The 26,861-nt window shown below is 61.0% G+C and carries 32 protein-coding genes; 23 read left to right on the forward strand and 9 right to left on the reverse strand.

The features are described 5' to 3' along the window. The first annotated feature begins 311 nt into the window (after positions 1-311). The 5 genes from ACQZ5G_RS06195 to ACQZ5G_RS06215 all read left to right on the forward strand — a co-directional run bounded on the left by ACQZ5G_RS06195 (position 312) and on the right by ACQZ5G_RS06215 (position 4,313). Complete coding sequence (locus tag ACQZ5G_RS06195; RefSeq protein ID WP_003521101.1) at positions 312-836, forward strand: invasion associated locus B family protein; 525 nt, start codon at positions 312-314, stop codon at positions 834-836. 82 nt (positions 837-918) lie between these two features. Then, positions 919-2,334: a metalloprotease TldD gene (tldD, locus tag ACQZ5G_RS06200; protein ID WP_003521099.1), complete on the forward strand. Its 1,416-nt coding sequence runs from the start codon at positions 919-921 to the stop codon at positions 2,332-2,334. Positions 2,335-2,690: 356 nt separating this feature from the next. Beyond that, on the forward strand, positions 2,691-3,128 hold the full coding sequence (locus tag ACQZ5G_RS06205; RefSeq protein ID WP_003521098.1) for a bleomycin resistance protein: 438 nt from the start codon (positions 2,691-2,693) through the stop codon (positions 3,126-3,128). Between the two features lie 3 nt (positions 3,129-3,131). Beyond that, the gene (locus ACQZ5G_RS06210; RefSeq protein ID WP_196379531.1) at positions 3,132-3,797 is read left to right on the forward strand and encodes an HAD family hydrolase; all 666 of its coding nucleotides are present in this window, start codon (positions 3,132-3,134) and stop codon (positions 3,795-3,797) included. A gap of 138 nt (positions 3,798-3,935) precedes the next feature. Then, positions 3,936-4,313, forward strand: a complete 378-nt coding sequence (locus ACQZ5G_RS06215) for a hypothetical protein (RefSeq protein WP_448737405.1) — start codon at positions 3,936-3,938, stop codon at positions 4,311-4,313. Between the two features lie 54 nt (positions 4,314-4,367). On the opposite strand, the gene ACQZ5G_RS06220 is transcribed toward ACQZ5G_RS06215, so the two are convergent. Then, a complete protein-coding gene (locus tag ACQZ5G_RS06220) occupies positions 4,368-4,673 on the reverse strand; it encodes a pyrophosphohydrolase domain-containing protein (protein ID WP_003521095.1) in 306 nt (101 codons plus the stop codon). 154 nt (positions 4,674-4,827) lie between these two features. Here ACQZ5G_RS06220 and ACQZ5G_RS06225 point away from each other — a divergent pair, with 154 nt between their 5' ends. After that, a complete protein-coding gene (locus ACQZ5G_RS06225; protein WP_448737404.1) occupies positions 4,828-5,607 on the forward strand; it encodes a sulfite exporter TauE/SafE family protein in 780 nt (259 codons plus the stop codon). 31 nt (positions 5,608-5,638) lie between these two features. Here ACQZ5G_RS06225 and pdxH read toward each other — a convergent pair whose 3' ends face one another. Then, positions 5,639-6,259 carry a pyridoxamine 5'-phosphate oxidase gene (pdxH, locus tag ACQZ5G_RS06230; RefSeq protein ID WP_304982265.1) on the reverse strand — a complete coding sequence of 207 codons (621 nt, stop codon included), beginning with the start codon at positions 6,257-6,259 and terminating at the stop codon, positions 5,639-5,641. A gap of 56 nt (positions 6,260-6,315) precedes the next feature. Between pdxH and ACQZ5G_RS06235 the strand changes: the two genes are divergently transcribed. The 4 genes from ACQZ5G_RS06235 (at position 6,316) to ACQZ5G_RS06250 (ending at position 9,666) form a co-directional block, all read left to right on the forward strand. Beyond that, the gene (locus ACQZ5G_RS06235) at positions 6,316-6,765 is read left to right on the forward strand and encodes an RT0821/Lpp0805 family surface protein (protein ID WP_059760835.1); all 450 of its coding nucleotides are present in this window, start codon (positions 6,316-6,318) and stop codon (positions 6,763-6,765) included. Positions 6,766-6,976: 211 nt separating this feature from the next. Next, a complete protein-coding gene (locus ACQZ5G_RS06240; protein ID WP_448737403.1) occupies positions 6,977-8,092 on the forward strand; it encodes a DnaJ C-terminal domain-containing protein in 1,116 nt (371 codons plus the stop codon). 131 nt (positions 8,093-8,223) lie between these two features. Next, positions 8,224-9,042: an enoyl-ACP reductase FabI gene (gene fabI / locus ACQZ5G_RS06245; protein ID WP_003521090.1), complete on the forward strand. Its 819-nt coding sequence runs from the start codon at positions 8,224-8,226 to the stop codon at positions 9,040-9,042. Positions 9,043-9,072: 30 nt separating this feature from the next. After that, positions 9,073-9,666, forward strand: coding sequence for a histidine phosphatase family protein (locus ACQZ5G_RS06250; protein ID WP_448737402.1), 594 nt, complete (start codon positions 9,073-9,075; stop codon positions 9,664-9,666). Between the two features lie 150 nt (positions 9,667-9,816). Here the strand turns inward: ACQZ5G_RS06250 and ACQZ5G_RS06255 are convergent, their stop codons facing one another. Beyond that, positions 9,817-10,077, reverse strand: coding sequence for a DUF1344 domain-containing protein (locus tag ACQZ5G_RS06255; protein ID WP_003521088.1), 261 nt, complete (start codon positions 10,075-10,077; stop codon positions 9,817-9,819). Positions 10,078-10,117: 40 nt separating this feature from the next. Between ACQZ5G_RS06255 and ACQZ5G_RS06260 the strand changes: the two genes are divergently transcribed. The 3 genes from ACQZ5G_RS06260 (at position 10,118) to ribB (ending at position 12,737) form a co-directional block, all read left to right on the forward strand. Next, a complete protein-coding gene (locus ACQZ5G_RS06260; RefSeq protein ID WP_448737401.1) occupies positions 10,118-10,366 on the forward strand; it encodes a hypothetical protein in 249 nt (82 codons plus the stop codon). 160 nt (positions 10,367-10,526) lie between these two features. Further along, entirely contained in the window at positions 10,527-11,624 is a 1,098-nt protein-coding gene (gene aroC / locus ACQZ5G_RS06265; RefSeq protein WP_448737400.1) for a chorismate synthase, read from the forward strand. Between the two features lie 12 nt (positions 11,625-11,636). Further along, positions 11,637-12,737, forward strand: a complete 1,101-nt coding sequence (gene ribB, locus ACQZ5G_RS06270) for a 3,4-dihydroxy-2-butanone-4-phosphate synthase (RefSeq protein WP_003521085.1) — start codon at positions 11,637-11,639, stop codon at positions 12,735-12,737. A gap of 162 nt (positions 12,738-12,899) precedes the next feature. On the opposite strand, the gene ACQZ5G_RS06275 is transcribed toward ribB, so the two are convergent. After that, the gene (locus ACQZ5G_RS06275) at positions 12,900-14,093 is read right to left on the reverse strand and encodes a winged helix-turn-helix domain-containing protein (RefSeq protein ID WP_448737399.1); all 1,194 of its coding nucleotides are present in this window, start codon (positions 14,091-14,093) and stop codon (positions 12,900-12,902) included. Positions 14,094-14,206: 113 nt separating this feature from the next. On the opposite strand from ACQZ5G_RS06275, the gene ACQZ5G_RS06280 reads away from it, so the two are divergent. The 7 genes from ACQZ5G_RS06280 to dxs all read left to right on the forward strand — a co-directional run bounded on the left by ACQZ5G_RS06280 (position 14,207) and on the right by dxs (position 20,548). Next, positions 14,207-14,887 carry an energy-coupling factor ABC transporter ATP-binding protein gene (locus ACQZ5G_RS06280; RefSeq protein ID WP_448737398.1) on the forward strand — a complete coding sequence of 227 codons (681 nt, stop codon included), beginning with the start codon at positions 14,207-14,209 and terminating at the stop codon, positions 14,885-14,887. Then, positions 14,884-15,489 carry an energy-coupling factor transporter transmembrane component T family protein gene (locus tag ACQZ5G_RS06285; RefSeq protein ID WP_448737397.1) on the forward strand — a complete coding sequence of 202 codons (606 nt, stop codon included), beginning with the start codon at positions 14,884-14,886 and terminating at the stop codon, positions 15,487-15,489. Before ACQZ5G_RS06280 ends, ACQZ5G_RS06285 begins: the two co-directional genes overlap by 4 nt. Positions 15,490-15,520: 31 nt before the next feature. Then, the gene (locus ACQZ5G_RS06290) at positions 15,521-16,084 is read left to right on the forward strand and encodes a biotin transporter BioY (RefSeq protein ID WP_020010590.1); all 564 of its coding nucleotides are present in this window, start codon (positions 15,521-15,523) and stop codon (positions 16,082-16,084) included. Between the two features lie 25 nt (positions 16,085-16,109). Then, a complete protein-coding gene (locus ACQZ5G_RS06295) occupies positions 16,110-17,045 on the forward strand; it encodes a histone deacetylase family protein (RefSeq protein ID WP_448737396.1) in 936 nt (311 codons plus the stop codon). Positions 17,046-17,047: 2 nt separating this feature from the next. Continuing rightward, complete coding sequence (locus tag ACQZ5G_RS06300; protein WP_448737395.1) at positions 17,048-17,302, forward strand: exodeoxyribonuclease VII small subunit; 255 nt, start codon at positions 17,048-17,050, stop codon at positions 17,300-17,302. Positions 17,303-17,605: 303 nt separating this feature from the next. Beyond that, positions 17,606-18,529 (forward strand): pirin family protein, encoded by a 924-nt coding sequence (locus tag ACQZ5G_RS06305; RefSeq protein WP_065654322.1) that lies wholly within the window; start codon positions 17,606-17,608, stop codon positions 18,527-18,529. A gap of 99 nt (positions 18,530-18,628) precedes the next feature. Next, positions 18,629-20,548, forward strand: coding sequence for a 1-deoxy-D-xylulose-5-phosphate synthase (dxs, locus tag ACQZ5G_RS06310; protein ID WP_448737394.1), 1,920 nt, complete (start codon positions 18,629-18,631; stop codon positions 20,546-20,548). A 42-nt stretch (positions 20,549-20,590) separates the two neighbouring features. Here the strand turns inward: dxs and ACQZ5G_RS06315 are convergent, their stop codons facing one another. Beyond that, positions 20,591-20,953 (reverse strand): nuclear transport factor 2 family protein, encoded by a 363-nt coding sequence (locus tag ACQZ5G_RS06315; RefSeq protein ID WP_003521076.1) that lies wholly within the window; start codon positions 20,951-20,953, stop codon positions 20,591-20,593. A gap of 107 nt (positions 20,954-21,060) precedes the next feature. Here ACQZ5G_RS06315 and ACQZ5G_RS06320 point away from each other — a divergent pair, with 107 nt between their 5' ends. After that, entirely contained in the window at positions 21,061-21,855 is a 795-nt protein-coding gene (locus ACQZ5G_RS06320; protein WP_448737393.1) for a helix-turn-helix domain-containing protein, read from the forward strand. A gap of 5 nt (positions 21,856-21,860) precedes the next feature. Next, on the forward strand, positions 21,861-22,169 hold the full coding sequence (locus ACQZ5G_RS06325) for a putative quinol monooxygenase (RefSeq protein ID WP_448737392.1): 309 nt from the start codon (positions 21,861-21,863) through the stop codon (positions 22,167-22,169). Between the two features lie 46 nt (positions 22,170-22,215). Here the strand turns inward: ACQZ5G_RS06325 and ACQZ5G_RS06330 are convergent, their stop codons facing one another. From ACQZ5G_RS06330 to ACQZ5G_RS06340, 3 genes are read right to left on the reverse strand one after another with little or no spacing between them, the layout of a single operon-like run. Further along, the gene (locus tag ACQZ5G_RS06330) at positions 22,216-22,587 is read right to left on the reverse strand and encodes a nuclear transport factor 2 family protein (protein ID WP_448737391.1); all 372 of its coding nucleotides are present in this window, start codon (positions 22,585-22,587) and stop codon (positions 22,216-22,218) included. Positions 22,588-22,626: 39 nt separating this feature from the next. Next, a complete protein-coding gene (locus ACQZ5G_RS06335) occupies positions 22,627-23,010 on the reverse strand; it encodes an ACT domain-containing protein (RefSeq protein ID WP_448737390.1) in 384 nt (127 codons plus the stop codon). Positions 23,011-23,049: 39 nt separating this feature from the next. Next, positions 23,050-23,502: an Lrp/AsnC family transcriptional regulator gene (locus tag ACQZ5G_RS06340; protein WP_003521071.1), complete on the reverse strand. Its 453-nt coding sequence runs from the start codon at positions 23,500-23,502 to the stop codon at positions 23,050-23,052. 119 nt (positions 23,503-23,621) lie between these two features. Here ACQZ5G_RS06340 and ACQZ5G_RS06345 point away from each other — a divergent pair, with 119 nt between their 5' ends. Beyond that, positions 23,622-24,584, forward strand: coding sequence for a nucleoside recognition domain-containing protein (locus ACQZ5G_RS06345; RefSeq protein ID WP_448737389.1), 963 nt, complete (start codon positions 23,622-23,624; stop codon positions 24,582-24,584). A 184-nt stretch (positions 24,585-24,768) separates the two neighbouring features. Here the strand turns inward: ACQZ5G_RS06345 and ACQZ5G_RS06350 are convergent, their stop codons facing one another. Further along, the gene (locus tag ACQZ5G_RS06350; RefSeq protein WP_448737388.1) at positions 24,769-26,790 is read right to left on the reverse strand and encodes a methyl-accepting chemotaxis protein; all 2,022 of its coding nucleotides are present in this window, start codon (positions 26,788-26,790) and stop codon (positions 24,769-24,771) included. Positions 26,791-26,861 lie beyond the last annotated feature (71 nt).

The following is a 26,861-nucleotide window of genomic DNA, read 5'->3' on the forward strand; positions in this document are numbered from 1 at the left end:
ATGCGTCGGGACACGGATGCGCCCCAATTTTGCCATTGGTCAATCCACGGCGACTTTCTCTCACCCCACGCCTCACCGGACCGGCCGAACGCGGTTTCAAACAGCCCAAATGCGACAAAGCCCCTTCTCACAGCCGGTTTTGCCGCCAGTTTCATCGCCGGATAATGAATGTCGCGCCGGGCAAATCAGACGCCCATACCGCAAGAGAGGTCCTATTTCCGCCCAACTCCGCTGGAATTGAAGGCCTGAGGCTTTTTTTTCCGGATTATGGCGTCAAAATAGCCGCACTGATTCGAATCCCAGAGGTATCCATGCGTCTTTCCCCGCTCGCGCGCACTTTTCTTGCCGCCGCCGGTCTTGCCATCATCGCTCCCGCCGCTGCGGCGCTGGCGCAACAGCAGCCGCCCGGCACGCCGAAGTCGACGCATGGAGCATGGTCTGTCATCTGCGACAAGCCGGCGGGTGCGTCCGAAGAACAATGCGCGCTGATGCAGAACGTGATCGCCGATGACCGCCCGGAAGTTGGGCTTTCGGTGGTGGTGCTGAAGACGGCCGACCGCAAGTCGCGCATCCTGCGCATCCTCGCGCCGCTCGGCGTGCTTTTGAAGGATGGCATGGAGCTTTATATCGACAATAATAATATCGGCCGCGCCTATTTCACCCGCTGCTTCTCCGAAGGCTGCTATGTGGAAGTGGATATCGACGACGAGCTGCTGAAGGTTCTGCGCGCCGGCAAGAATGCCGTTTTCGCGCTGCGCGAAGCCGTGGATCAGGATCGCGTCGGCATTCCGATCGAGCTTTCCGGCTTTGCCGAGGGCTACGACGCGCTTCCTTAAAGCCTGCCATTGCCGGACAGCCTTGCGTCCGTCCGCTCCAGTGCCTAAATCGGTCATTGAACGATAATGACTGGAGCCTCCCATGACCGACGATCTTGTAAAACTCTTCGATTGCGACGAAACGCAATTGCGCAAGCTCGTCGGCGAGGCGCTCGCCGGCGCTGACGATGGCGAGCTTTTCATCGAACATGCCCAGGCCGAATCGCTGACTTTCGATAATGGCCGGCTGAAGGGCGGTTCCTTCAACACCGATCAGGGTTTCGGCCTGCGCGCCGTCGCCGGCGAAACGGTGGGCTATGCCCATGCGGGCGAGCTGTCGCAGGGCGCGCTGAAACGTGCTTCCGATGCAGTGGGTGCGGTGACCAAGGGTTATTCCGGCTCCTATGCAGCCGCACCACAGCGCACCAACAAGAAACTCTATGGTGACGAGAACCCGATCGGCAGCCCAAGCTTCGAGGAGAAGGTGAAGCTCCTCACCGATATCGACGCCTATCTGCGCGACAAGGACGACAAGGTCCGGCAGGTGACGGCGACGATTTCCGCAAGCTGGCAGGTGGTGGACATCCTGCGGGCCGACGGCCATCGCGTCAGCGATATCCGGCCGATGACCCGCATCAATGTTTCCGTCGTGGCGGGCGAAGGCGACCGGCAGGAAAGCGGCTCCTACGGCATTGGCGGCCGCGTCGGCTTCAGCGATTTCATCACCACGGAAAACTGGCAGCGCGGTGCGGATGAAGCGCTGCGCCAGGCGCTCGTCAACCTCACCGCCATCGATGCGCCGGCCGGCACCATGGATGTGGTGCTCGGCTCCGGCTGGCCGGGCGTCATGCTGCACGAGGCGGTGGGCCACGGTCTGGAAGGCGATTTCAACCGCAAGAAAACCTCGGCCTTCGCCGGCCTGATGGGCGAAATGGTTGCCGCCCCCGGCGTGACCGTGGTGGATGACGGCACCATCGACAGCCGCCGCGGCTCGCTGACGATCGACGATGAAGGTACGCCTTCCGGCTATAATGTGCTGATCGAGAACGGCAGGCTGGTCGGTTACATGCAGGACCGGCAGAACGCCCGGCTGATGGGCGCCAGGCCTACCGGCAACGGCCGCCGGCAGGGCTACGCCTATGTGCCGATGCCACGCATGACCAATACCTATATGCTATCAGGCGACAAGACGCCGGAAGAGATCATCGCCTCCGTGAAGAAGGGCATCTATGCCGTCTCCTTCGGCGGCGGCCAGGTGGATATCACCTCCGGCAAATTCGTGTTCGGCTGCACCGAGGCTTACCTCATCGAAAACGGCAGGATCGGCGCGCCGGTAAAGGGCGCGATGCTGATCGGCAACGGGCCGGATGCGATGAAGCGCGTGTCGATGATCGGCAACGATTCCAAGCTCGATACCGGCATCGGCAATTGCGGCAAGGCCGGACAATGGGTGCCGGTCGGCGTCGGCCAGCCGCATCTGCGCATGGACCAGATCACCGTCGGCGGTACGAAGGCTTAGGCGGTGGCTTTCGGGTGATTGCACTCAGTTGAGTCGATAACGCGGACAAAACGACGTGGCACCCTATACCCGGTCCGTCATTCCGGCCTTGAGCCGGAATCCAGTCGACGCGCGTCGGCGCGGCGGGACGACTCTTTTCAGCCCAAGGACTTGGGCTGGCTGGATTCCGGCTCAAGGCCGGAATGACGGCAGAAAGAGTCGCAACCGCACTGAGCCTCTCGCCGCCCTGTCAGCCCATAACCCCGCACATGGCTGCCATGATGAGGTTTCCTCTGGCATGCGGCCGGGAAGACGGTAAGATCATCCCTCATGGCAGGCCCTCCTCCCACCCCGGGGCCTGCGCGGCAAAGGAGACCATGACCATCATACGAAATGCCCTCGTTCCTGAACTTGCCGTCAGCGACTGGCAGAAAAGCCGCGCCTTTTATTGCGACCTGATCGGTTTTCATGTGGTCTATGAGCGCCCCGAGGAGGGTTTCACCTATCTGGCGCTGGGGGATGCCCAGCTGATGATCGACCAGATCGGCGCGACCCGGACATTCGTGACGGACAATGCCGCGCTCGAATTTCCGCTCGGCCGCGGCATGAACCTGCAGCTCGCCGTTCCCTCCCTGCAACCTATTCTTTCCCGGCTGGAGCGATCCTCCATCGACCTCGTCATGCCGCTGGAGGAAAAATGGTACAGGCGCGGCACGGTCGAAGTGGGCAACCGGCAATTCATCGTCGCCGATCCGGACGGTTATCTGATCCGCCCGTTCGAGAGCCTCGGCGAACGCCCCTTCCGGTTCGGTTAAGTCATGCTGCCTTTTCTTCCGCAGGCCGTGGTTTTCGACATGGACGGATTGCTGATCGAGAGCGAGAGGCTCTATCGCGATTCATTTCTGGCGGCCTCGGATGAAGGCGGCCACGGAATGAAGGTCGAGACCTATCAGAAGGTCTGCGGCAGCCCGTGGGACGTCATCACCGGCACCATCTTTGCCGATTATGGCGCGGATTTTCCCATCGACAGCTTCCGCGACGCCTGGCTCCGGCATCTTGGCGTGATGATGGCGGAAGGCGTGGCGCTGAAGCCGGGCGTCATCGACATTCTCGATCTGCTCGACCGGCTCGATATCCGCCGCGCCATCGCCACCTCATCGCGGCACGATTCGGTGACGCGCCATCTCGGCCCCCACGATCTTCTCAGACGTTTCGACACCATCGTCGCACGCGGCGACTATACCGAGCCGAAACCCGCACCCATGCCCTATCTCACCGCAGCCCGACGGCTTTCCCTCGATCCGGGCCGCTGCCTTGCGCTGGAGGATTCCTATTCAGGCGTGCGCTCCGCGACATCGGCGGGCATGATGACGATCATGGTGCCGGACGTGGCGCCGCCGACCGAGGAAATGCGGGAGAAGTGCATTGCCGTTGCAAGCGACCTGCATGCGGTGGCCGGCCTTCTGCAAAAGGCGCAGGCCTGAGTGAGATGAAAATCGGGCTGAAAGTGCGGAGAGGCGTCATATGTCCTTAGCCATCCTGCTTCATGATGAGGCTCATCTCGGCTGTAACGCCGAGATTGGTCGAACGCCCTTGTCGGCGCATCCATAAGCGGGGTGATCATGCCGCCTTTTGCCGTGTCGCTCGTAACGCTGATACTGCTGGTTCTGTGCTTATTCCAGATTGCCCTTGCAGCCGGTGCACCCTTCGGACGCCTTGCCTGGGGCGGCGCGCACCGGGTGTTGCCGGTCCGGCAAAGAATTGCCAGCGCGGCGGTTCCGCTTATTTATGCCTTTTTCGCGTCCTTTCCGCTGCAAAAGGCAGGTTATGCTCACATCTGGCCATCCGGCTGGATCGAACCCTGCATCTGGATCATCGCCTGCTATCTGGCGGTGAGCGCTGGATTGAACGCAATGTCGAAAAGCCGCCCGGAGCGGCTGGTGATGACGCCTGTGGCTGCCGCTCTTGCGATCCTGTTCTTTATCGTCGCCCTTTCCTAGCCGTATCGCCAGAGGCGAGATACCTCAAGGATCAAGCCGCCGTTCGGCGCATCGTCAGGCTCCCGGCTTGAAACGCCACTTACGCTCGATCGCTCCTTCAATATCGAGACCGTTATAATGGGCCAGCAACAGCACATGGCCGAGCAGATCGGCGGTTTCGTCGGCCAGATCCCGCTTCATCTCCTCTTTGCTCCTGCCCTTAATGCGCCCCCGTCCTGTCAGCCGATTCCAGGCCTGTGTGACCTCGCCAACCTCTTCCTGAAGCTTCAGCATGTACCAGTCCGGGTCGCGGAATATTCCGTTTTCAGCGGCATATTTTTGCGAGGCCTCTTCAAACCGAGGCATCATGTCAGCAAACATTTGTTCATCCTTTGTTCATGCACTACAACTCTAATCATGATTCTCTGACGGCGTCGACCCGTCAGGGCGTCACGCAGCCATGAACTGAAATTTCCGCGACATGTACATGCAAGCGGGATAGAGAAAAGATATTCGAACAACCGTGCCATCGCCCATGTCCCACCTCGATTTTTTCTCGTCCCTCATCACCGCACATAGTCCGACTCTGCTCGCCATGTTTGCGGGCGCCGCCTTTCTCGCCGGCCTTGCCCGCGGCTTTTCCGGTTTCGGTGCGGCGCTCATCTTCATCCCGCTCGCAAGCGCCATCGTCGGGCCGCGTGTCGCCTCGGCAGTGCTGCTGGTGGTGGACGCCGTGCTGACGCTCGGCATGATACCGCCCGCATGGCGCATGGCGGACCGGCGCGAAGTCTTCATCATGGCGGCCGGCGCCTTTGTCGGCGTGCCGCTTGGAACCATGCTGCTTTCCAACGGCGATCCGCTGACGCTGCGCTGGATCATCTCCGCCGTGGTCGTGATGCTGCTGTTGTTTCTGCTTTCCGGCTGGCGTTACAGCGGCCGGCCGAAGACGCCGCTGACCCTCTTTACCGGGTTTCTGGCCGGGCTGTTTTCGGGGGCTGCGCAACTGGGCGGTCCGCCGGTCGTCGCCTATTGGCTCGGCGGCGCCCTCAAGGGCGCCTTCGTGCGCGCCAACGTCATCTTATATTTCGCGATCTCGACCGTGATCTCCACCGGCAGCTATTTTGTCAGCGGCCTGTTCACCGCCGATGTCTTCGTCTTTTTACTGCTGGCCCTACCCTTTTACGGGGCCGGGCTTTATGCCGGCGCGCGACTGCACGGGCTTGCCGACGAGGCGGCGTTCCGGCGCATCTGCTATGGGCTGATCGCCATCTCCGCCGTCATCGGCCTGCCGCTGTTCGATTCGCTGCTGAAATAGGCAGGCCGTAAATGGCCTGCCCTGACCGCCCTTACGGATACATGCGGACCTTGGACCATGCACCGTCAGGCGTCTCGCGGCGGAATTCGATGCGGTCATGCAGGCGGAACTTGCGGTCGTGCCAGAATTCGATGCTGACGGGGCGGATGCGGAAACCCGACCAGTAGGACGGACGCGGAATATCGCCGATGGCATATCTGGCGGTATATTCCGCCACCGCCTTTTCCAGCGCGAAACGGCCTTCCAGCGGCCGAGACTGCTTGGAAGCCCAGGCGCCGATGCGGCTGCCGCGCGGGCGCGAGGCGTAATAGATATCCGCCTCCTCGTCGCTCACGATCTCCACCTCGCCGCGCAGGCGCACCTGTCGCCGCAGGCTTTTCCAGTGGAAACACATGGCCGCTTTTTTCTGGCCGAGGATCTCCTGACCCTTCTGGCTTTCGAAATTCGTGTAGAAAACAAAGCCGCGGTCGTCGACGCCTTTCAGCAGCACCATGCGCACATTCGGCAGGCCATTTTCGTCCACGGTGGCAAGCGCTACCGCGTTCGGATCGTTGATTTCGGAAGCCGTCGCATCCTTCAGCCATTCGGCAAAAAGCGTGAACGGTTCATTTTCTTCCGTGAAGTCACTGGATGTTAACCCCGTTTCCGACATATTGACTAAAATGCTCCCGAGCTGATTTGGACCCCAGAGATGATCTCTGGCGAAAGATGGTGACCGTCATAGCAAAGTCGAACAGTCGAACAAAGAGCCTCCTTTCGTCGGTAGCGGAAGTTTCCGCCGTCGTGTCAATGCTTGTGGTGCTGAGCGGCTGCGTCAGCCTCGACCTGTTCGGCGGCGACAAGGTCGACCGCTCGCTTTCCACGGCCTCCATTCCCAACCAGCCGAACAATGCGCCGCAGACGGACGATGCGACGATCCGCAATGCGGTGACGTCGGCCGATCTCGCCAAGCTCGCCGACCAGCCGCTGCCCTGGGCCAATGCCGCCACCGGCAGCGCCGGCGTCGTCACCGCCATTCACGAAGACAAATCCAGCGGCTTCGTCTGCCGCGATTTCAGGACGACGCGCCACTCCTTCGAGGGCGTTGCGAGCTATTCGGGACAGGCCTGCCTGTCGGAAACCGGCGAATGGCTGCTGACCCGCTTCGAGCAGAAATAATCTGTTTACCCTTAAATATGGAATAGAGCCGGCCCCGGTGCGGCGCGCTTCCTCCGTAAAGGAGTGATTAGCAACTTATTGCAACAGTCGACGTTGATTAAACCGAGGGCGTGCAGGCGAATGATCGCGGGCATCCCTTTTCGGAGGGGTTAGTTTCAGGATTGCGCCATGAAGGGCGGCAGCGCCTGAGCCAACGTAACTGGTGTTTCGCATGCGCGATCCATATTCGATCCTCGGCGTAAAACGTGACGCCCGCCACGAGGAAATCAAGGCCGCCTGGCGCACGAAGGCGAAAACCGTCCATCCGGACGCCAATCGCGACGATCCCGACGCCTCGAAGCGATTCGCCGAGATCGGGCAGGCCTATGATCTTCTCAAAGACCCGAAAAAGCGCGATCTCTATGATCAGGCCCGCAGGGCTGCCGAAAAGAAACAGCGCGGCGAAACCATCATGCAGCAGCGGGAAGCCGCGCGCGAGGCTGCCGAGCGCGCCAAGGCCGCCGAAAAGCTGATGGAGGAACTGGCCCGCGCCGATGCCCGCAACCGGGCGCAGACCGGCCAGAAAACCGACGCCAAGGCGGAAACCGCCGAAGATATCGTCGAACGGATTTTTGGTGCGGAGGCACAGAACGATCCCAAGGTGCAGCAGGCGGCCGAAGCGGCGAAGGCTGCCGCGGGCGCCGCAAAAAGCGATATGCCGGGCGCCGGCGAGACCGCGCAGCCCGGCGCCGGCGATGACAGGACAGCGCCCGCATCGCTCGCCGCCAATCTTTTCAGTGCTCTCGTGCGCCGTTTCCGCACACCGCAGCCGGCTCCCGAAAAAGCGCCGGACATCACTGCGGAAGCCACCGTCACGGTCGCCGATCTGCTGGAGCACAAGTGGGTGACCGTGTCGCTTGCCGACGAACGCGAGGTTCGCTTCCAGCTCGAAGCCGGCATGAGCGACGGACACGTGGTGCGGCTGAAGGGACAGGGGCTGAAGCTTCCCAACATGGCGCGCGGCGACCTTGCCGTGACATTGCTGACCGCCCGTGACGACGCCTTTTCCCTTCGTGGCTTCGATATTCACACGACATTGCCGATATCGCTCAGCGACGCGGTTCTGGGGTGTGAAACGAAAGTCAGGACACCGCTCGGTGAGGAAAACATCACCATTCCGGCCTGGTCCGGCTCGGACCGTGTGCTGAGGCTTACCGGCAAGGGGCTTGCCGACGGCAAGGGCGGACAGGGCGATCTCGTCATCGAATTGCGCATCGTTCTCTTGGAAAAGCCGGATGAAAAGGTGACCGACCTGATGCGGCACATGCGCGAAGGCCTTTATTTGTGAAAGTTTTGCGAATAGCCGGGACAACGCACCCTTTGTTACGCTCCCTAACAGTTGATGATCTTTGGCAATCTTGAACAGGATTGCAGCCTATGCCATAGGCAGGACCGATCAAAAGTACTAGGGAGCATAAAATGGCTCAGGCATCCGGCCTCATGGCTGGCAAACGCGGCCTCATCATGGGTGTCGCCAATAATCGTTCCATCGCTTGGGGCATCGCCAAGGCCTGTGCCGACGCGGGCGCGGAAGTTGCGCTGACCTGGCAGGGCGACGCGCTGAAGAAGCGTGTCGAGCCGCTGGCGCAGGAACTGGGCGCCTTCATGGCCGGTCACTGCGATGTGACCGATCTCGAGACGATCGATGCGGTTTTTGCCGGGCTGGAAAAGCACTGGGGCAAGATCGACTTCGTCGTGCACGCCATCGCCTTTTCCGACAAGGATGAGCTGACCGGCCGTTACCTCGATACCAGCCGCGACAATTTCAACCGCACCATGGACATTTCCGTCTTCTCGCTGGCCGCCGTTGCCAAGCGTGCCGAGCCGGTCATGAATGACGGCGGCTCGATCATCACGCTGACCTATTACGGCGCGGAAAAGGTCATGCCGAACTACAACGTCATGGGCGTGGCCAAGGCTGCTCTCGAGGCCAGCGTGCGTTATCTCGCCGTCGACCTCGGCAATCGCGGCATCCGCGTCAACGCCGTTTCCGCCGGCCCGATCAAGACGCTTGCAGCTTCCGGCATCGGCGACTTCCGCTATATTCTGAAGTGGAACGAATACAATGCGCCGCTGAAGCGCACCGTTTCCATCGAGGAAGTCGGCAAGTCGGCGCTGTACCTGCTGTCCGACCTTTCGACCGGCGTGACCGGCGAAATCCATCATGTCGATTCCGGTTATCACACCATCGGCATGAAGGCGGTCGATGCGCCTGACATTTCGGTGGTGAAGGACTAAGCCTGAAAAGTGTAAGAACGGGGTATCGCCTTGCTCGTCTATGTGATCCGGCACGGACAAACGGACTGGAATGCGATACGCCGGCTTCAGGGCCAGAAAGACATTCCGCTCAACGATTTCGGCCGCCAGCAGGCGGTCGGTAACGGCAAACTCCTCGCGCATCTGCTGGGAGAACAGGCCACGGATTTCGACTATGTGGCGAGCCCGCTCGGGCGCACGCGCGAGACCATGGAACTGATGCGCGGCGCGATGGGCCTCGATCCGAAGGCCTATCGTACCGACGATCGCCTGATCGAAGTTTCCTTCGGCGACTGGGAAGGGCAAACCCTGCCGGAGCTGAAAAAAGAGTTCCCGGACCGGGTGAAGGCGCGCAAGGCCAACAAGTGGGATTTCATTCCCCCCGGCCAGGATGCCGAAAGCTATGAAATCCTCTCCTGGCGCATCGGCGCATGGCTTTCCTCCGTCGAAGTTCCGACGATATGCGTCTGCCACGGCGGCGTCATCCGCTCGATCTTCCGGCTGGTCTCCGGCATGGACAAGGACGAGGCGTCAAGGACGCAAATCCCGCAGGACCGGATTTTGAAGGTCGAGATCGACAGGAACAGTGCGGAGTGGGTTTGGTGAGGGATCACGGGGCATAACCCTCTGCGTCGTCCTACTCGAGCAGCCCGTATATTTAGCGCAAAGGCCGCCGCGTATTTCTTCTCCCCGACGGGGAGAAGAAACAAGAGGCATCCGCTCGTTTCAGGAGGTTTTGGCGTGAGGGGCTGGTGCTTACTGCACGACCTGAAGATCGTCGACCACGCGTTTCCCATCCACTTCCGTGTAGAAAACCACGACCTTCACGCCCGCTTTCAGACCTTCGAAATTGAACTCTTCCGGCACGCGATAGGTCTTGCCGTCGTTGAGCGTAATGCTCAGCCCATTGGCATCGATCTTGCTGATCGTGCCTTCCACGTCGACGCTCTGGGCGTAGCCGTTGATGGGCATCAGGAGGTTGGCGGTGGCCAGAAGGGCGGCAATCATCATACGCATCGATCTAGCTTTCGTGGATTTGCGTGAAAACCTTACATGCATGAAGAATTGCCTTTCGAATGTGGCGGAAATTGCCCGCAACCATGACATTTTCGGCCCAATTGATGAACGGATTTGGGATCGTGTTCAAGCCGTTAGTGATTTTTACACCGCATTTCCCGGCAATATTGGAAAACTCCGGATTAACGTGGAAAACGACGGCGCTTTTACATTTTCGTCATTTCGAAAAACGTCTCCGGCGGGCGCGAATCGCCCCATTGCCCTCATCCCCGTGCTGCCCCAGAAATGAAGGCACGGACATGCGGGTCTCCAGCCAGGACGCCGTGTCCTACACTTATACCGCCGCAGCGAAAGAAAGGCTTTTGCCTTGCCCGGATTTTCCACTAAGACAAATCCGCTTGTTTTAAACGGCGCTCACCGCAGGCGCCCTGTTTTCCGGTTTTGAAAATATGTCGCATAACAGTTTCGGTCATCTTTTCCGCGTTACCACCTGGGGAGAAAGCCACGGGCCTGCACTCGGCTGCGTGGTGGATGGCTGCCCGCCCGGCATTCGCTTCACCCTTGCCGAGGTGCAGCACTGGATGGACAAACGCAAACCGGGCCAAAGCCGTTTCGTGACCCAGCGCCGCGAGGACGACATCGTCAAGGTTCTCTCCGGCGTGATGCTGGATGAGGACGGCGAGACGATGATAACCACCGGCACGCCGATTTCCATGCTGATCGAAAATACCGACCAGCGCTCCAAGGATTACGGCGAGATCGCCAAGCGTTTCCGCCCCGGCCATGCGGATTTCACCTATGACCTGAAATACGGCATTCGCGACTATCGCGGCGGCGGACGTTCTTCCGCGCGTGAGACGGCGGCACGTGTCGCCGCCGGTGCGATTGCCCGCAAGGTGGTGCCGAGCCTCAATGTGCGCGGCGCGCTGGTGCAGATCGGCAAGCACAAAATCAACCGTAACAACTGGGATTGGGATCAGGTCGACCAGAACCCGTTCTTCTGCCCGGATGCCGCCATGGTGCCGGTGTGGGAAGAGTATCTCGACGGCATCCGCAAGGCCGGCTCTTCCATCGGGGCCGTCGTCGAAGTGGTGGCGGAAGGGGTTCCGGCCGGCATCGGCGCGCCGATCTATGCCAAGCTCGATCAGGATATTGCCTCCAGCCTGATGTCGATCAACGCCGTCAAGGGCGTGGAGATCGGCGAAGGTTTCGCCTCGGCCGAGCTTTCCGGCGAGGAAAATGCCGATGAGATGCGCATGGGCAATGACGGCAAGCCGATCTTCCTCTCCAACCATGCCGGCGGCATTCTGGGCGGCATCGCGACCGGCGAGCCTGTCATCGCCCGCTTCGCCATCAAGCCCACTTCCTCCATTCTGACGGAGCGTCTTTCCATCGATACCGACGGCAACAATGTGGATGTGCGCACCAAGGGCCGCCATGACCCCTGCGTCGGCATCCGCGCCGTGCCCATCGGCGAAGCGATGATCGCCTGCACCGTTGCCGACCATTATCTGAGGGATCGCGGCCAGACCGGCCGTTTGAAGTGAGGGGATATCGCCATGGCCTATGACCAGAAACGCGTCGTGGACGCCATCCGCGCTTTCGAAGCCGGCGAAATCGTTGTCGTGACCGATGATGACGACCGTGAGAACGAAGGCGATCTGATCATTTCGGCGGTTCACTGCACGCCTGAAAAAATGGCGCTGATCGTGCGTCACACCTCCGGCATCGTCTGTGCGCCCATGCCGCGCGAGGAAGCCAAGCGGCTGAACCTCAACGCCATGGTGGCGGAAAATGACAGCGCGCATACCACGGCCTTCACCGTCAGCGTCGACTTCAAGCACGGCACCACGACCGGCATTTCCGCCGATGACCGCACCCTGACGGTGCGCAACCTTGCCAATCCCAATGTCGGTGCTTCCGATTTCACCCGGCCGGGCCACATCTTCCCGCTGATTTCCCGCGAGGGCGGCGTCTTGATGCGCTCCGGTCATACCGAAGCGGCGGTCGATCTCTGCCGGCTCGCTGGCCTGCCGCCCATCGGCGTCATCAGCGAGCTGGTGAACGACGACGGCACGGTGATGCGCGGACCGCAGGTGCTGGATTTCGCCGAAAAACACGGCATGAAACACGTTTCGGTCGCCGATCTCATCGCCTATCGCCAGCGCAAGGAAACGCTGGTGGAGATGGAATCCTCCTTCACCATCGAAACGCCCTTCGGACCCGCCAAGGCGCAGACCTATTCCCTGCCCTGGGACCCGATGCAGCATATGGCGGTGATTTTCGGCGATATCAGAGACGGCATCGATATTCCCGTGCGCCTGCACCCGGAAAATGTCGCCGACGACGTGTTCGGCGACCGTCAACCAGTACGGCACTACATGCAGAAGATCGCCGAGGAAGGCCGCGGCGTCATCGTCTATCTGCGCGAAGGCTCGGTCGGCGTCGGCCAGGTGGCCGGACGTCGCAAGGCGCGCGATCCCGACGAGGCGCATGCGCAGGCCCGTTCGCGCGAAAACGAATGGCTGGAAATCGGCCTCGGCGCGCAGATTCTCAAGGATCTCGGTATCAGCTCCATCAAGCTGATGACGACACGCGAGCGGCATTACGTCGGTCTCGAGGGGTTCGGCATCAAGATTTCGGCGACGGATATCGGGTGATTTTGGGGCGTCGCGAGAGCGCTTCGGTTTGGTGCGCTCTCCGCCCGCTCTACGTCATCCTCGGCCTTGTGCCGAGGATCTGCGAACGCATTCAACGCGTTGTCCGTTGCAGATGCACGGGACAGGCCCGAGCATGACGAAAGACCGTGGCCGAGGAAGCAATTATACCTCCCGCCACCCATCCAGATAGTTCACACTCTCCACCCCGGTAAACTTCGCCAGCCTCACCAGTTCCGCGTCGAGCTTCTCCAGCCGACCGGCCGAAGCACGCACGCCCGGCTCCAGCCACAGGCGGCGCACATCCAGCGTGCCGCGCTTGCGATCCGCCTTCATGTCGATGCGGCCGATCAGCCTGTCACCCTCCAGAAGCGGGAAGACGTAATAGCCATATTGCCGTTTCGGCTCGGGCACGAAGACCTCGATGCGGTAATAGAAGCCGAACAGCCGCTCCGTGCGGTTTCGGTCGCGCAGCAGCGGGTCGAAGGGGCTGAGGACACGGACGCGGGCGGAGGGTTCCGGTACATCCGTCAGGTCGGCGGTGAAATCGGCAAAGGCAAAAGACGGGCGGGCATTGTCCCCATCGCTGGAGAGAAGCGAGACCTCGCAGAGTTCATCGCGATGGCTTTTGACCCAGTCCCTCGCCTCCTGCGGGGTGACGAGATCGAAAAAGGCAGCGATTTCGCCATGGGTGGCGAAACCCAGACGCTTCAGCGCCTCGCGGCAGGCCCAGTCGACAAATTCAGCGTGCTCCACCTCGGTTTCGTGATGCTCGCCGGGAATCACCCGTTCGGCGAGATCATAGACCTTCTGGAAATTGACGCGGCCGGCAATCGCGAGCTTGCCGGTGTGCCAGAGATATTCAAGTGCGGTCTTGGAGGGATGCCAGTTCCACCAGCCGCCGGACTGGTGCCCCTCCTCCTTCAGCTCCCGCGCCAGAACCGGACCGGTGGCGGCAATCCGCTCCAGCGTTTCGCCGAAAGCCGCATCGAAACCCTCGCCGTGCCATTTGCGCCACCGCTCCTGAATAATCGGCTCGCGGCGGCGGAAACGATGTTTCCAATAGGGATAAAACTCCGTCGGCAGGATGGAGGCGTCATGCGTCCAGTGCTCGAAAAGCGCCCGGTCCTTTTCCAAAAGCGTGGTCAGGTGGCCGCGCCTGTAGGTCTGATTGCGGGAGAAGATAATCTGGTGGTGGGCGCGCTCCACCGTGCCGATGCTGTCCACCTGCACGAAACCGATATCGGTGATGAGCTGCAGCAGGTCGCTCTTGGAAAGAGCCTTGCCGGGCGGAGAGGAAAGCCCCTGCCGCGCCAGAAAAATCCGCCTTGCCGCTTCATTCGAAACCTTGATCGCCATGGCACAGAAGGTAGAACGGCTTTTTCAGGATTGCAATGTTCTTTTTTTGTTCCTTGTTTCACTTCTGTTGATGACGGGGTATAGAACCGGAAAACGAGCGCGAGGATGTAAGCTTGGAAATCCGTTTTAACGCCGCCGGCTTCGCTTTCGAGGGCCGGCAGGCCCTGCAGCCGCTGTCTGTGACATTGACGGAACGGCGTATCGGCGTGATCGGCCTCAATGGTTCCGGCAAGACCACCTTTGCCCGGCTGATCAACGGGCTGAACAAACCGAGCGAAGGCAAGGTTTCGGTAAACGGTCTCGACACCGTAAACGAGGCCAAGGCGGTCTTGCAGGCGGTCGGCTTCATCTTCCAGAATCCGCAGAACCAGATCATCCTGCCGATCGTGCGCGACGATGTCGCCTTCGGTCTCAAGCGGCTCGGCCTCGGCAGGGCGGAAACAGACGCCAGGGTCAAAGCCGTCCTTGCCCGGCTCGGCATCGCTCACCTGGAAGAGCGACGTGCGCACGAAATCTCGGGCGGCGAATTGCAGCTGGCGGCGCTGGCGGCGCTTCTGGTCACCGAACCGCAAATCCTCATTCTCGATGAGCCGACCAACCAGCTCGATCTCAAAAACCGAGCCACCGTGGAAAAGACCATGGCGGCGCTGTCGCAGGCGCTGATCGTCATCACCCACGATCTGCCGCTGGTTGCGGGTTTCGACCGGGTGCTGGTTTTCCATGAAGGCGCGCTGGTGGCCGACGCCGCCCCCGAAGAAGCGGTGGCGCGCTATCTGGAGGTGGCATCGCGATGAAATCGCTGCATGTCGAAGGCACCGGCTGGCTCTACCGCGTCTCGCCGCGCCTCAAACTCCTGGCGCTCATGGGTTTCAGCATCGCATTGTTCCTCACCCGCGATCTGCTGGTTCTCGCAGGCGCGACGGTTCTGGCCGCCCTTATTCTGGGCGCTACGCGGCTGCCCTTCAAGGATATCGGCCTGCGGCTGCGGCCGGTGATGCTGACCATCTTCCTCGTCGCCGCTTTCAGCTATCTCCTGCTTCCGGCCCATGATGCCAGTGTCAATCTTTTGCGGCTGACGGCGCTGGCGCTGCTTGCCACCGCCGTCACCATCACCGTCAGCATTTCGCAATTCATGGACGAGATCGCGCTTGCCGCCGCCCCGCTGGAAAGGCTGGGGCTGGTGAAGGCCGCCGATATCGGGCTTTCGGTCGGGCTCGTCGTGCGTTTCGTGCCTGAAATCGTCAACCGTTACCATGCGGTGCGCGATGCGCACCGGGCGCGCGGCCTGCCCGTGCGGATGGCCACCATCATCGTGCCGCTGGTGATTATGACGTTGAAGGATGCCGATGCCATTGCCGACGCCATTGACGCGCGCGGTTTCAGAGGCCAAAGCTGACGGCCAGATAACCATCCGGAGTTTCCGAGCCATGACGACCCGCGACCTTGTGCTGATTTCGCTGTTTTCCGCCATCATCATCGCACTCGGGCTTCTGCCGCCGATCACGCTCGGTTTCATCCCCGTGCCGATCACCGCGCAGTCGCTCGGCGTCATGCTGGCCGGTGTCGTGCTGGGCGCGAAACGCGGTACGCTGGCGGTTCTCCTGACGATCCTGATTGCCGCCATCGGCCTGCCTGTGCTTTCGGGCGGGCGCGGCGGCCTTTCCATCTTCACGACGCCGACCACGGGCTTCCTGATCGGCTGGATCGCGGCGGTTTTCGTCACCGGCACGCTCTCGGAAAAACTCGTCAATCGCGGCCAGTCCGCTCTGACACAGGGCATCGGTTTCTTCGTCGCCAGCCTGATCGGCGGCGTGGTCGTGCTTTATGCTTTCGGCATCACCTATCTGGCGCTGGTCGTCGGGCTTGGTTTCGAGAAGGCCTTCATGGGTTCGCTCGCCTTCATTCCGGGCGATGCGCTGAAGGCCGTGCTTGCCGCACTTGCCGGCCGTGCCGTGATGGCCGGTTATCCGCTTCTGCCGCAGCGCGCCTGAACGGACTTTCTTCGGGAGGAAAAGAATGGCGACGCGTTTATACGAACATCCGATCTTCCTGGAGCATATCACGCCTCCCGGCCACCCCGAGCGGCCGGACCGCCTGCGGTCGCTGAACATCGCACTCGAACACCCGAATTTCGAGCGGCTGGAACGCAAAGAAGCGCCGCAGGCGAATGAGGATGCGGTGCTGCTGGCGCATCCGGAGGAGCATCTGCTTGCCATTATGCGGCAGATTCCCGAAGAGGATGGCGAGATCAACCGCGTCGAGGCCGACACCTACGTCTCGCACAAAAGTCTGCAGGCGGCGCTGACCGGCATCGGTGCGGCCATGGCGGCAGTGGATGACGTGTTTACCGGCGCTGCCGACAATGTCTTCGTCGCGGCCCGCCCGCCCGGCCACCATGCGGAAACCGCAAAGGCCATGGGCTTCTGTCTTTTCAACAATGTGGCGATTGCCGCCCGCCATGCGCAGAAGGCGCACGGCGCGGAGCGCATCGCCATCATCGACTGGGACGTGCATCACGGCAACGGCACGCAGGATATCTTCTGGAACGACACCTCCGTGCTGTTCTGTTCCACCCACCAGATGCCGCTTTACCCGTGGAGCGGCGACAAAAACGAAACCGGCGTGAAGAACAATATTGTCAACGCGCCGCTTTTGCCCAACACCGGCAGCGAATATTTCCGCGAGGCCTTCAAGTCGCGCGTGCTACCGGCCATTGCCGATTTTTCGCCCGATCTCATCCTCATCTCCGCCGGTTTCGACGCGCATCACCGCGATCCCTTGGCGCAGATCAATCTGGTGGGCGAGGATTTCGACTGGGCAACGGGCCGGCTTCTGGAAATGGCCGATAAATACACATCGAACCGGGTCGTCAGCCTGCTGGAAGGCGGTTATGATCTGGAAGGGCTGGCGGAATCGGCAGCCATGCATATTTTGAGAATGATGAAGGGTTGAACATGACGGAAAATGCCAACACAGCCGATGTCAGCGGTTATTCCTTCGAAAAAGCCGTCGCCGAGCTGGAAAGCATTGTCGCACGCCTGGAACGCGGAGACGTGGCGCTGGACGAATCCATCACCATCTATGAGCGCGGCGAAGCCCTGAAGAAGCATTGCGAGACGCTGTTGAATGCTGCCGAAAAGCGAATCGAGAAGATTCGCCTCGACCGCGCGGGCAAGCCGCAGGGTGTGGAACCGCTGGACGGGGAGTGACTGCCCGGAAGACGGAGTGCCATCCCATGAATGGTGCGCCTCTCCAACCACTCTGGCGTCATCCTCGGGCCTGTCCCGAGGATCTGCGACCGATTGATTTTATGCGACGTGAGTAGATCCTCGGCACAAGGCCGAGGATGACGGAGGAGAGGTCTGGCGATATCTGCGGGCAGACAGTAGCGCGAATGCGCTCCCTTGCATCAAGGGTTCCATGGGGTTCACAAACACAGCGTTCGACATCCCGATACTCCTCCTCCCGCTCGGTTATGCTAAACTGCCACCAGACGATACGAGGAGCTTGCGATGTCCTTTTTTCCCGGTAACGATCCCGTCGCGGGTGATGCTTTTGCCTGCGATGCCATCGAGAACCTCATCATTCCGCGCACGAGCGACATTGGCGGCTTTGCCGTGCGCCGCGCGCTGCCGACCCGGCAGCGGCGTCTCGTCGGCCCCTTCATCTTTTTCGACCGCATGGGACCGGCGATCCTGAAAGCGGGCGAGGCACTCGACGTCAAACCGCATCCGCATATCGGGCTTTCCACCGTCACCTATCTGTTTGATGGCGAAATCAAGCATCGCGACAGTCTCGGCACCGAACTCGTCATTCGCCCCGGAGACATCAACCTGATGACGGCCGGGCGCGGCATCGTGCATTCGGAACGCACGCCGGAAAACCTGCGCGGCCATCCGCTTTCCATGTCCGGCCTGCAGACATGGCTTGCCCTGCCGGACCATATGGAAGAAATCGACCCCGCCTTTGCCCATACGGCCAGGGAAGACATGCCGCTGATCGATATCAAGGGCGCTACCGGCCGGGTGGTGATCGGCGAATTCGAAGGCCTCACCTCCCCCGTTTCGGCCTTTACAGATACGCTTTATGTCGACCTGACGCTGGAACCGGGGGTAAAGTTTCCCTTCTCCGCCGATCATGAAGAGCGGGCGATCTATATTCTGTCCGGTTCGCTGGATGTGGCGGGCGATATCTTCGCCGCCGATCAGTTGCTCGTCTTCCGGCCGGGTGACGACATCACGCTTCAGGCCGGCAGCAATGGCTGTCACATCATGATCTTCGGCGGGGCGGCGCTCAATCAGCGCCGTTACATCTGGTGGAACTTCGTTTCGTCATCAAAAGAACGCATAGAGCAGGCCAAACAGGAGTGGAGAACCGGACGCTTCGATATCGTTCCCGGCGACGAAGAAGAGTTTGTCCCTTTGCCGGAAGGTTGAAATTCTATAGAAGTGTACGACATGCAGGAATGGACCGCAGGCTTTCACCATGAAAGACGCTCCGGCGCCCCCTGCTGACCACGAGAAAAGGCCGAACGATTGACCGGAATGCCCCAGACCCCACTGCTCGACCGGGTGAATTTCCCCTCCGATCTCAAGGAGATCGACGATCGCGACCTGCCGGAACTGGCACGGGAACTGCGCGACGAGATGATCGACGCGGTGTCGAAGACCGGTGGCCATCTGGGTGCCGGCCTCGGCGTGGTGGAATTGACTATTGCCATCCACAAGGTCTTCAACACGCCCGAAGACCGGCTGATCTTCGATGTCGGCCATCAATGTTATCCGCATAAGATCCTCACCGGCCGTCGCGACCGCATTCGCACGCTGCGGCAGGAAGGCGGGCTTTCCGGTTTCACGCGTCGTGCGGAAAGTGATTATGACGATTTCGGCGCCGGCCATTCCTCCACCTCCATTTCCGCCGGTCTCGGCATGGCGGTGGCGGCGGGTCTTGATGGCAGCGACCGCAAGGTCGTAGCTATCATCGGCGATGGCTCGATGTCGGCGGGCATGGCGTTCGAAGCATTGAACAATGCCGGCGCGCTCGATGCGCGGCTGATCGTCATCCTCAACGATAACGACATGTCGATTGCGCCGCCGACGGGCGCGATGAGCGCCTATCTGGCGCGTCTTGCCTCCGGCCGCACCTATATGGGTTTCCGCGATTTCGGCAAGAAACTGACAGCCTATCTCGGCAAGACCATCGACCGCGCCATTACCCGCGCCGTGACCCATGCGCGCGGTTATGTGACCGGCGGCACGCTGTTCGAGGAGCTTGGCTTTTATCACATCGGCCCGATCGACGGTCATTCCTTCGATCATCTGCTGCCGGTGCTGCGCAATGTGCGCGACAATCAGAAAGGCCCTGTTCTCATCCATGTGGTGACGCAGAAGGGCAAGGGTTATGCGCCGGCGGAAGCCGCGGCCGATAAATATCACGGTGTCAACAAGTTCGACGTCATCACCGGCGCGCAGGCGAAAGCCAAGCCGAATGCGCCGAGCTATACCAGCGTCTTTGCCGAAGCGCTGATCCAGGAAGCCACCCTCGACGACAAGATCATCGGTGTGACGGCCGCCATGCCGAACGGCACCGGCCTCGACAAGATGGCCGAGCTTTTCCCGGCCCGCACCTTCGATGTCGGCATTGCCGAACAGCACGCCGTCACCTTTGCGGCGGGGCTTGCGGCGGACGGTTACAAGCCTTTCTGTGCACTTTATTCCACCTTCCTGCAACGCGGTTACGACCAGCTGGTGCATGATGTGGCGATCCAGAGCCTGCCGGTGCGTTTCCCCATCGACCGCGCCGGTTTCGTCGGTGCGGATGGGCCGACCCATGCCGGCTCCTTCGACACGACCTTCCTCGCCACCCTGCCCGGCATGGTGGTGATGGCCGCGGCCGACGAGGCTGAGCTGAAACATATGGTGCGCACGGCGGCGGCCTATGATGAAGGCCCGATTTCCTTCCGTTACCCGCGCGGTGAAGGTGTGGGCGTCGAGATGCCCGCGCGTGGCGAGATTCTTGAGATCGGCAAGGGCCGCATCATCAAGGAAGGCACCAAGGTCGCGCTGCTCTCCTTCGGCACCCGGCTGGCGGAATGCCTTGCGGCCGCCGAAGATCTCGATGCGGCCGGCCTTTCCACGACGGTTGCCGATGCGCGCTTCGCCAAGCCGCTCGATCTCGACCTTATCCGCCAGCTGGCCAGCCATCACGAGGTGCTGGTGACGATCGAAGAAGGCTCTGTCGGCGGTTTCGGCGCGCATGTGCTGCATTTCATGGCGAGCGCCGGCCTGCTTGACCATGGCCCCAAGGTCCGGACGCTGACGCTGCCCGACCAGTGGGTGGAACAGGCCAAGCCCGAGACCATGTATGCCAATGCCGGCCTCGACCGGGCCGGCATCGTTTCCACCGTGTTCAATGCGCTCGGCCAGCGTCAGGCCGGCGTCGGTTTCGCCGGCTGACACGATTGCCGGGACAGGAGGCGGGACGATCCCGCCTCGTTCTCAGGATGCCGCGCCGTCGAGAAAACCGACGACATTTTCGATCCGCCCCTCGGCATTCAGGCTGACGACATCGGTTCCGCCAGCGACATCGTCCCCATCAGGCGAAATGAGACGCCATGAGAAACGGGTGAAGTTGCCGTGGCCATCCGGGGTGCCTGTGAGCACGAAACGATATCCCGGAAACTTCTGCCGCGCCGCCTCGATCATCGCGGCAATCCCCTGCTGGCCTTCGCCCTGCATCAGCGGATCGACGTAGCGCGTATTTTCTGCCCACGCCTGACCGACGAGATGCCTGCGGCGTTCATTGTCCTCCTCGTTCCATGCTGCGAGATAGGTTTCGGCGATTGTGAGATGCTGCGTCATGATTGCGCTCCTTCTGGTTGGCGGCCCAAACATGCCGGGGGTCGGGAAGCGGAACAATTACCTCAGAGGTAATCGCATTGCCGCTCTCTTCTGCTAGGTTGTGGGGCATGACACATCATCGAGAACATGTCGGGCAGGTGCTGAAGGAATGGCGTGCGCGCCGCAGGTTGAGCCAGCTCGATCTGGCGATGGAGGCGGATATATCCGCGCGCCATCTGAGTTTCGTGGAAAGCGGGCGATCATCCCCCAGCCGCGAGATGCTCGTGAAACTGGCGGAGCAGCTTTCCATGCCCGCCCGCGCCGCCAACCGGCTGATGCTGGCTGCGGGTTATGCGCCTGTTCATTCCGAACGGCCGATGGATGCGCCCGATATGGCGGCGGCCCGGCAGGCCGTCGAAACCGTGGTGCACGGGCATATGCCCTTCCCCGCCCTTGCCGTTGACCGGCACTGGAACGTCGTTCTCGCCAATGGGGCGATCGCGTCGCTTCTGGCCGGCGTTTCAGAAGAGCTGCTTCGCCCGCCGCTCAACGCCTTGAGGGTGAGCCTGCATCCGCAGGGCCTGAGTTCGCGCATCGTCAATCTTGCCGAATGGCGTCATCACCTGCTGGAACGCCTGCGCCGTCAGGTCGAAGAGACGGGAGACGAGGTGCTTTCCCGGCTGCATGCGGAGCTTACGGCCTATCCCGCGCCAAAGGTCCCGCCGCATGCGGCCGGGGCCGATCCGCTGGCCATACCATTGCAGCTGCGCGATCCGTCATCGGGCGTAGTCCTGAGCTTCATTTCAACCACCACGGTTTTCGGAACGGCCACAGACGTCACACTATCTGAACTGGTGCTGGAATGTTTTTACCCCGTCGACGCGGCAACCCGCGAAGTACTGATGCAAGGCACCAAGGAGTAAGACCCGTGCACACCACCTATCTCATCGGCTTCCAGGTCCGCCCCGGCCAGCGCGAGCGCTTTCTCGAATTGCTGAATGCGCTGCTCGACGCCATGCGGCACGAAAAGACCTTCGTGAACGCAACCCTGCACCGGGACGGTGAAAATGAGAACCGCTTCCTGTTGCACGAGACCTGGAGCGACCATCAGGACGTCATCGACGTTCAGATTCACCGGCCCTATCGGCAGGCATGGCACGATGCCCTGCCCGAGCTTCTGGATGCGCCACGGGATATTTCCGTCTGGCATCCCATGCGCACGGATCACGCCGCATAGCGGTATGGATCATAAGGAATCTCACGCGTGCATCCTTTTGCACGCGCTAGGATTTTCGCGACAATATCCGCGGCTCACCAATTTTGAACCAGGCCTTGGCGATCCTGCCGTTCTCAACTTCATAGATGCAGGCAACGTCGACCTCTCCCTTTCCTTCCGGAAAGTTTCGGGTGACCGTTTCATGGTCGATGACGACATTGCCAATGACAATGCGCGTCAGCAGTTTTCCATGTAAATCCGGCTCCTTGAAGCGCTCAATGTGACGCTGCCGAATCTCTGCCGCGCTTCCTGCCAGAAGCGTCGCCGGGAAAGCGTAATACTGGCAATCATCCGCCCACCAGAGCATGAAGGCATCGATGTCACGGGCATTGTAGGCCTCAAGCTGCTTTCGCACCGGCAGTTCGATTTCACTATTCAAAACGCACCTCTTCAAAAAACGTCGTGGCGAAATGGATTCCTAGACGAGTGAATGTCCTGCATTTGCCAGCAGGTCGAGTGCTTTCTCCAAATCGTTCGACTTCACCAGCAAGTGGTCGCCATCGAAAGTCGAAACCACGAATATTCCTATCCCATTGGTCGACAACGGCGCGATGACCGACAAAACGATACCGGTCTCATCAAAGGCAAACGGGCCTTGAAACTTGAAACATGACCAACCCGCATCGACCCGCACATCATGCGGTATGCGCTCTGCCCGGCAGACGATGGAAAGCTCGTCATCGGTCCGGGTGATACTGACAAATCCACCGCCATCGGCCCATGCCGGAATGGGTTCGGACGCATGAAGCCGGGCTATCCCATATGAACCGTCCAGAATGTGTAGCTTAACGCGAGGCGCCATCTGGAAATTACCTTTCTGGAAAACCGCGAAGGGCTCCGGTTAAAGCCTGATGGCCGTTTCCTCTTTCGCCGTCTTGATGACGACCATGGTGACAAAGCGCGCGACATTGTGCTGGTCGCGGAAGAGCCGGTCGCACAGGGCGTCGAATTCTTCCATATCCCGCAGGCGCAGCATCAGCACGACATCGGATGCGCCGGTGACGGCATAGGCCTGCGACACGGCCTCTTCGGCGCTCGCAATATCCAGAAAGCGCCGCATATGCTGCTCGCCGTGCAATTTCAGCTCCACCGTCACCAGAGCCTTGATCACCCTTCCCGCCTTTGCGGGGTTGAGGATCGCCACGATGCGGTCGATCACGCCAGACTTGCGCAGCCGCTGCAGGCGGCGCAGGCAACTGGATGGAGACAGCCCGACTTCATCGGCCATATCCACATTGGTGCGCGACGCATCGTTCTGCAAAAGGTTCAGAAGTTTCCGGTCGATCCGATCCATGCCGGCAGCATATCGCCCACCATTAGATTTGCAATAAAATTGCATGAAACTGCAATCTTTGACCGCAAATGCGAACGCGCCGGGATTAGTGAATGGGAACAACCTTCAGGGAGTCTCACATGTCACTTTTCCTGCCCGTCTGGCAAAAAACGCGGGAAACGCTTGCAATCTACTGGGTGCTTGTGCGGATCACGGTTCCAATCGCCATTCTGACCGAGCTGTTGTCGAGGATGGGCGCGATCGAAGCGGTGGCGCCTGCTTTTGCGCCGGTCATGAACCTCATCGGGCTGCCGCCGGAGCTTGGTCTTGCCTGGCTGACCGCAATGCTGGTCGGCATATGGGGTGCGGTGCCGCTCATCTTCACGCTTGTGCCCGCATCCTCTTTGACCGTTGCGGATATCACCGTTTTTTCGGCACTCATCCTGTTCGCCCATGGCCTGCCCATCGAACAGAAGATCATTGAAAAGGCGGGACCGGGCATGATCGTCACCACGGCGCTGCGCGTCGGCGGCGGATTGCTCTATGCCTTCATGCTGCATCACGTTCTGGAGACGATGAGATGGCTGTCCGCGCCGGTAAACCCCGCCTGGATTGCGATGAGCGCCACGCCTGAATGGACCGTCTATTTCCTCGGCCTCGGGGAAACCATGGTCTGGATGCTCGTCATCCTCCTGGCACTTTCCCTTTGCCTTGAAATCCTAAGACTAACGGGCCTTCTGGCGCTGATGATGAAAGCGCTCTCGCCCCTGCTGCGTCTTGCGGGCATTCGCGGCGAGGCTGAACATCTTACCGCCATCGGATTGTTTCTCGGTATTTCCTACGGCGCCGGCTTCCTGATCCGCGAGGCGCAATCGGGCACGATATCACCGCGTCAGGTGTTTCTGTCCTGCGTGTTCATGGGTTTTGCCCATAGCGTGATCGAGGACACGCTCGTGGTGATGTCGCTTGGCGCGGATGTCTATGGCGTACTGGCCGGGCGGCTCGTTTTCGCCATTGCCGCGACCGCCGGCATTGCCGCCCTGCTTCACCGCCTGTCGGATGAGCTGTTCTTTGCGCGGATGTTCCGGCTACAGGGCACATAGAGCATTTCCAGGAAAAGTGGCCCCCGGTTTTCCGTCCGGAAATGCGCCAAAACGAAGAGTTAGAGTGTTTTCGCGATTCGAAGAAAAGCGAAAAAACTCTAAGCGGCGTTTCCCGTCTGAAATGACCGATGCAAAAAGGGGACCTTTCGGCCCCCAATTCATAAGTTCAATCTGAAAGCCCGACTCAGAACTCCGTCCAGTCCTGATCCTTGGCAGCCGGCGCTTCGGCCGCACCGCCGAAGGCGCGGGCGAGGCTCTGGCCAAGCGCACGGGCCGGCGAGGCGACAGGCCTTGCGGTTGCGGAGGCCGATTTTACCGGCGCCTTGCGGGCCGGTGCGGCCGGCGCGGGCTGGAAGGCGGGCCTGGCGGAAGACTGGCGCGGCGCGGAATAGCCGCCGGCACTGGCAACGGCAGCGCGTGCGCCATCCATTCTGAACTGGCCGAGCAGGCTGTTCAGCGCTCCCGCTTCGCGGGCCAGCGAATGGCTGGCGGCGGTCTGCTGTTCCACCATGGCGGCATTCTGCTGCGTGCCCTGGTCCATGGTGTTCACGGCCGTATTGATTTCCTGCAGGCCGGTCGCCTGTTCGCGGGCGGCGACGACGATGGCGCTGACATGGGCATTGATCTCTTCGACTTCCGCAACGATGAGTTCCAGAGCCTTGCCGGTCTCGTCGACCAGATTGACGCCGTTTTCCACCTGCTGGCTGGAAGCGCCGATCAGCGTCTTGATCTCCTTGGCGGCATTGGCGGAACGCTGGGCGAGTTCGCGGACTTCCTGAGCAACCACCGCAAAGCCCTTGCCGGCATCACCGGCGCGGGCGGCTTCGACGCCGGCATTCAACGCCAGCAGGTTGGTCTGGAAGGCGATATCGTCGATGACACCGATGATGTTGCCGATTTCGCCCGAAGACTTCTCGATTTCGCGCATGGCGGCAACCGCCTTGCGGACCACGACGCCGGATTTTTCCGCACCGGCGCGAGCGCGCTGGACCAGATTGCCGGCATCTTCCGCGCCGCGGGCGCTATCGCGCACCGTGGTAGTGACTTCTTCCAGGGCTGCGGCGGTTTCCTCGATGGAGGCCGCCTGTTGTTCGGTGCGGCGCGACAGGTCGTCGGCGGCGGAGAGCATTTCCGAAGCGCCGGCATTGATCGCGGCTGCGTTCTCACCGACCGTGCGCAGCGCCTGCTGGAGTTTTTCGACGGCGCTGTTGAAATTCACGCGAACCGGATCGATGGCGGGCGCAAAAGGCGTCTCGATGCGATAGGAAAGATCGCCATCCGCGAGAGCGGCAAGGCCCTTGCCAAGCTCGGCGCTGGCAAAAGCGCTGGCGGCTTCGTCCTTGGCCTTTTCTTCCTCGTTGCGGCGGCGTTCAGCCTCCGTCGCGGAGCGCATGCGATCGGTCTCGCCGGCAAGGCGGGATTTTTCCAGCCCGGCTTCCTTGAAGACCAGAACGGCCTTCGCCATCTTGCCGACTTCGTCGCCACGATCCGTGGCCGGAACTTCCGTCGTCAGATCGCCATCGGCAAGCCGGCTCATCGCTGCCGTCATGCCAACGATGGGCGTGACGATGGAGCGCGACAGCGCCCAGATGAGGGCAACGGCCAGAAGACCGGCAACGGCACCGCCACCCAGAAGCGCATATTTCAGGTTCATTGCGGCGGCCTGCTGTTCTGCCGCGTAAGCGGTGGACAGGCCGTTCAGCTGCTCCTTGATCTTGGCGGCGGAGGCGCGGAAGCCATCGAGCTGGCCCTTGGCCTGATTGCGGCCGATCTCGATAATTTCGGAAATCGGCGCTTCGGTCGTCTTGCGCGCGGCGATCTGCGGTTCCGCCAGTTCCTTGAAGAACACGGTGGCGGATTTCTGCATGTCGTCGATGGATGTCAGGATGTCCGGCCGGCCGACAGCCAGCGCGCGGGCCTCGTCCAGCTTCTTCAGCATCAGGTCGCGCTGGGCGAATACATCGTTATAGGTGCTGTCGCTGCGAAACAGCAGGAAGCCGCGCTGGTTGACGGCCTGCTCCAGCATGGCTGCCGTCGCGCCATCCACGGCCTGAATGATATCCTTCGTGCGGTTGTTTTCGATCGTGACACGCTCGCTCCCCAGCGTCTGCCAGAATACGACCGCGGAAGCGAGCAGGCACACGCTCATCAAGGCACAGAAGGTGGCTATGAGCTTCAGATTGATGGGGAGGTTTTTAAGCGACATCGCAAACTCTCTCGGCGACCGATGCCTCGAAGCAAGCGTCTGCGCTGCAACGGCCGCAATTTTGTGGATGG

This window comes from Agrobacterium sp. 22-214-1 (assembly GCF_053522465.1).

Coding starts and splice junctions, on each gene's coding strand:
- ACQZ5G_RS06225 (WP_448737404.1), top strand. CDS start 4,828: ATGTCCCACCTCGATTTTTTCTCGTCCCTCATCACCGCACATAGTCCG.
- aroC (WP_448737400.1), top strand. CDS start 10,527: ATGTCGCATAACAGTTTCGGTCATCTTTTCCGCGTTACCACCTGGGGA.
- ACQZ5G_RS06240 (WP_448737403.1), top strand. CDS start 6,977: ATGCGCGATCCATATTCGATCCTCGGCGTAAAACGTGACGCCCGCCAC.
- ACQZ5G_RS06205 (WP_003521098.1), top strand. CDS start 2,691: ATGACCATCATACGAAATGCCCTCGTTCCTGAACTTGCCGTCAGCGAC.
- ACQZ5G_RS06305 (WP_065654322.1), top strand. CDS start 17,606: ATGTCCTTTTTTCCCGGTAACGATCCCGTCGCGGGTGATGCTTTTGCC.
- ACQZ5G_RS06290 (WP_020010590.1), top strand. CDS start 15,521: ATGACGACCCGCGACCTTGTGCTGATTTCGCTGTTTTCCGCCATCATC.
- ACQZ5G_RS06320 (WP_448737393.1), top strand. CDS start 21,061: ATGACACATCATCGAGAACATGTCGGGCAGGTGCTGAAGGAATGGCGT.
- ACQZ5G_RS06275 (WP_448737399.1), bottom strand. CDS start 14,093: ATGGCGATCAAGGTTTCGAATGAAGCGGCAAGGCGGATTTTTCTGGCG.
- ACQZ5G_RS06315 (WP_003521076.1), bottom strand. CDS start 20,953: ATGACGCAGCATCTCACAATCGCCGAAACCTATCTCGCAGCATGGAAC.
- ACQZ5G_RS06285 (WP_448737397.1), top strand. CDS start 14,884: ATGAAATCGCTGCATGTCGAAGGCACCGGCTGGCTCTACCGCGTCTCG.
- ACQZ5G_RS06300 (WP_448737395.1), top strand. CDS start 17,048: ATGACGGAAAATGCCAACACAGCCGATGTCAGCGGTTATTCCTTCGAA.
- ACQZ5G_RS06210 (WP_196379531.1), top strand. CDS start 3,132: ATGCTGCCTTTTCTTCCGCAGGCCGTGGTTTTCGACATGGACGGATTG.
- ACQZ5G_RS06220 (WP_003521095.1), bottom strand. CDS start 4,673: ATGTTTGCTGACATGATGCCTCGGTTTGAAGAGGCCTCGCAAAAATAT.
- tldD (WP_003521099.1), top strand. CDS start 919: ATGACCGACGATCTTGTAAAACTCTTCGATTGCGACGAAACGCAATTG.
- ACQZ5G_RS06340 (WP_003521071.1), bottom strand. CDS start 23,502: ATGGATCGGATCGACCGGAAACTTCTGAACCTTTTGCAGAACGATGCG.
- ACQZ5G_RS06345 (WP_448737389.1), top strand. CDS start 23,622: ATGTCACTTTTCCTGCCCGTCTGGCAAAAAACGCGGGAAACGCTTGCA.
- ACQZ5G_RS06260 (WP_448737401.1), top strand. CDS start 10,118: ATGAAGAATTGCCTTTCGAATGTGGCGGAAATTGCCCGCAACCATGAC.
- ACQZ5G_RS06335 (WP_448737390.1), bottom strand. CDS start 23,010: ATGGCGCCTCGCGTTAAGCTACACATTCTGGACGGTTCATATGGGATA.
- fabI (WP_003521090.1), top strand. CDS start 8,224: ATGGCTCAGGCATCCGGCCTCATGGCTGGCAAACGCGGCCTCATCATG.
- ACQZ5G_RS06255 (WP_003521088.1), bottom strand. CDS start 10,077: ATGCGTATGATGATTGCCGCCCTTCTGGCCACCGCCAACCTCCTGATG.
- pdxH (WP_304982265.1), bottom strand. CDS start 6,259: ATGTCGGAAACGGGGTTAACATCCAGTGACTTCACGGAAGAAAATGAA.
- ribB (WP_003521085.1), top strand. CDS start 11,637: ATGGCCTATGACCAGAAACGCGTCGTGGACGCCATCCGCGCTTTCGAA.
- ACQZ5G_RS06195 (WP_003521101.1), top strand. CDS start 312: ATGCGTCTTTCCCCGCTCGCGCGCACTTTTCTTGCCGCCGCCGGTCTT.
- ACQZ5G_RS06215 (WP_448737405.1), top strand. CDS start 3,936: ATGCCGCCTTTTGCCGTGTCGCTCGTAACGCTGATACTGCTGGTTCTG.
- ACQZ5G_RS06350 (WP_448737388.1), bottom strand. CDS start 26,790: ATGTCGCTTAAAAACCTCCCCATCAATCTGAAGCTCATAGCCACCTTC.
- ACQZ5G_RS06235 (WP_059760835.1), top strand. CDS start 6,316: ATGGTGACCGTCATAGCAAAGTCGAACAGTCGAACAAAGAGCCTCCTT.
- ACQZ5G_RS06295 (WP_448737396.1), top strand. CDS start 16,110: ATGGCGACGCGTTTATACGAACATCCGATCTTCCTGGAGCATATCACG.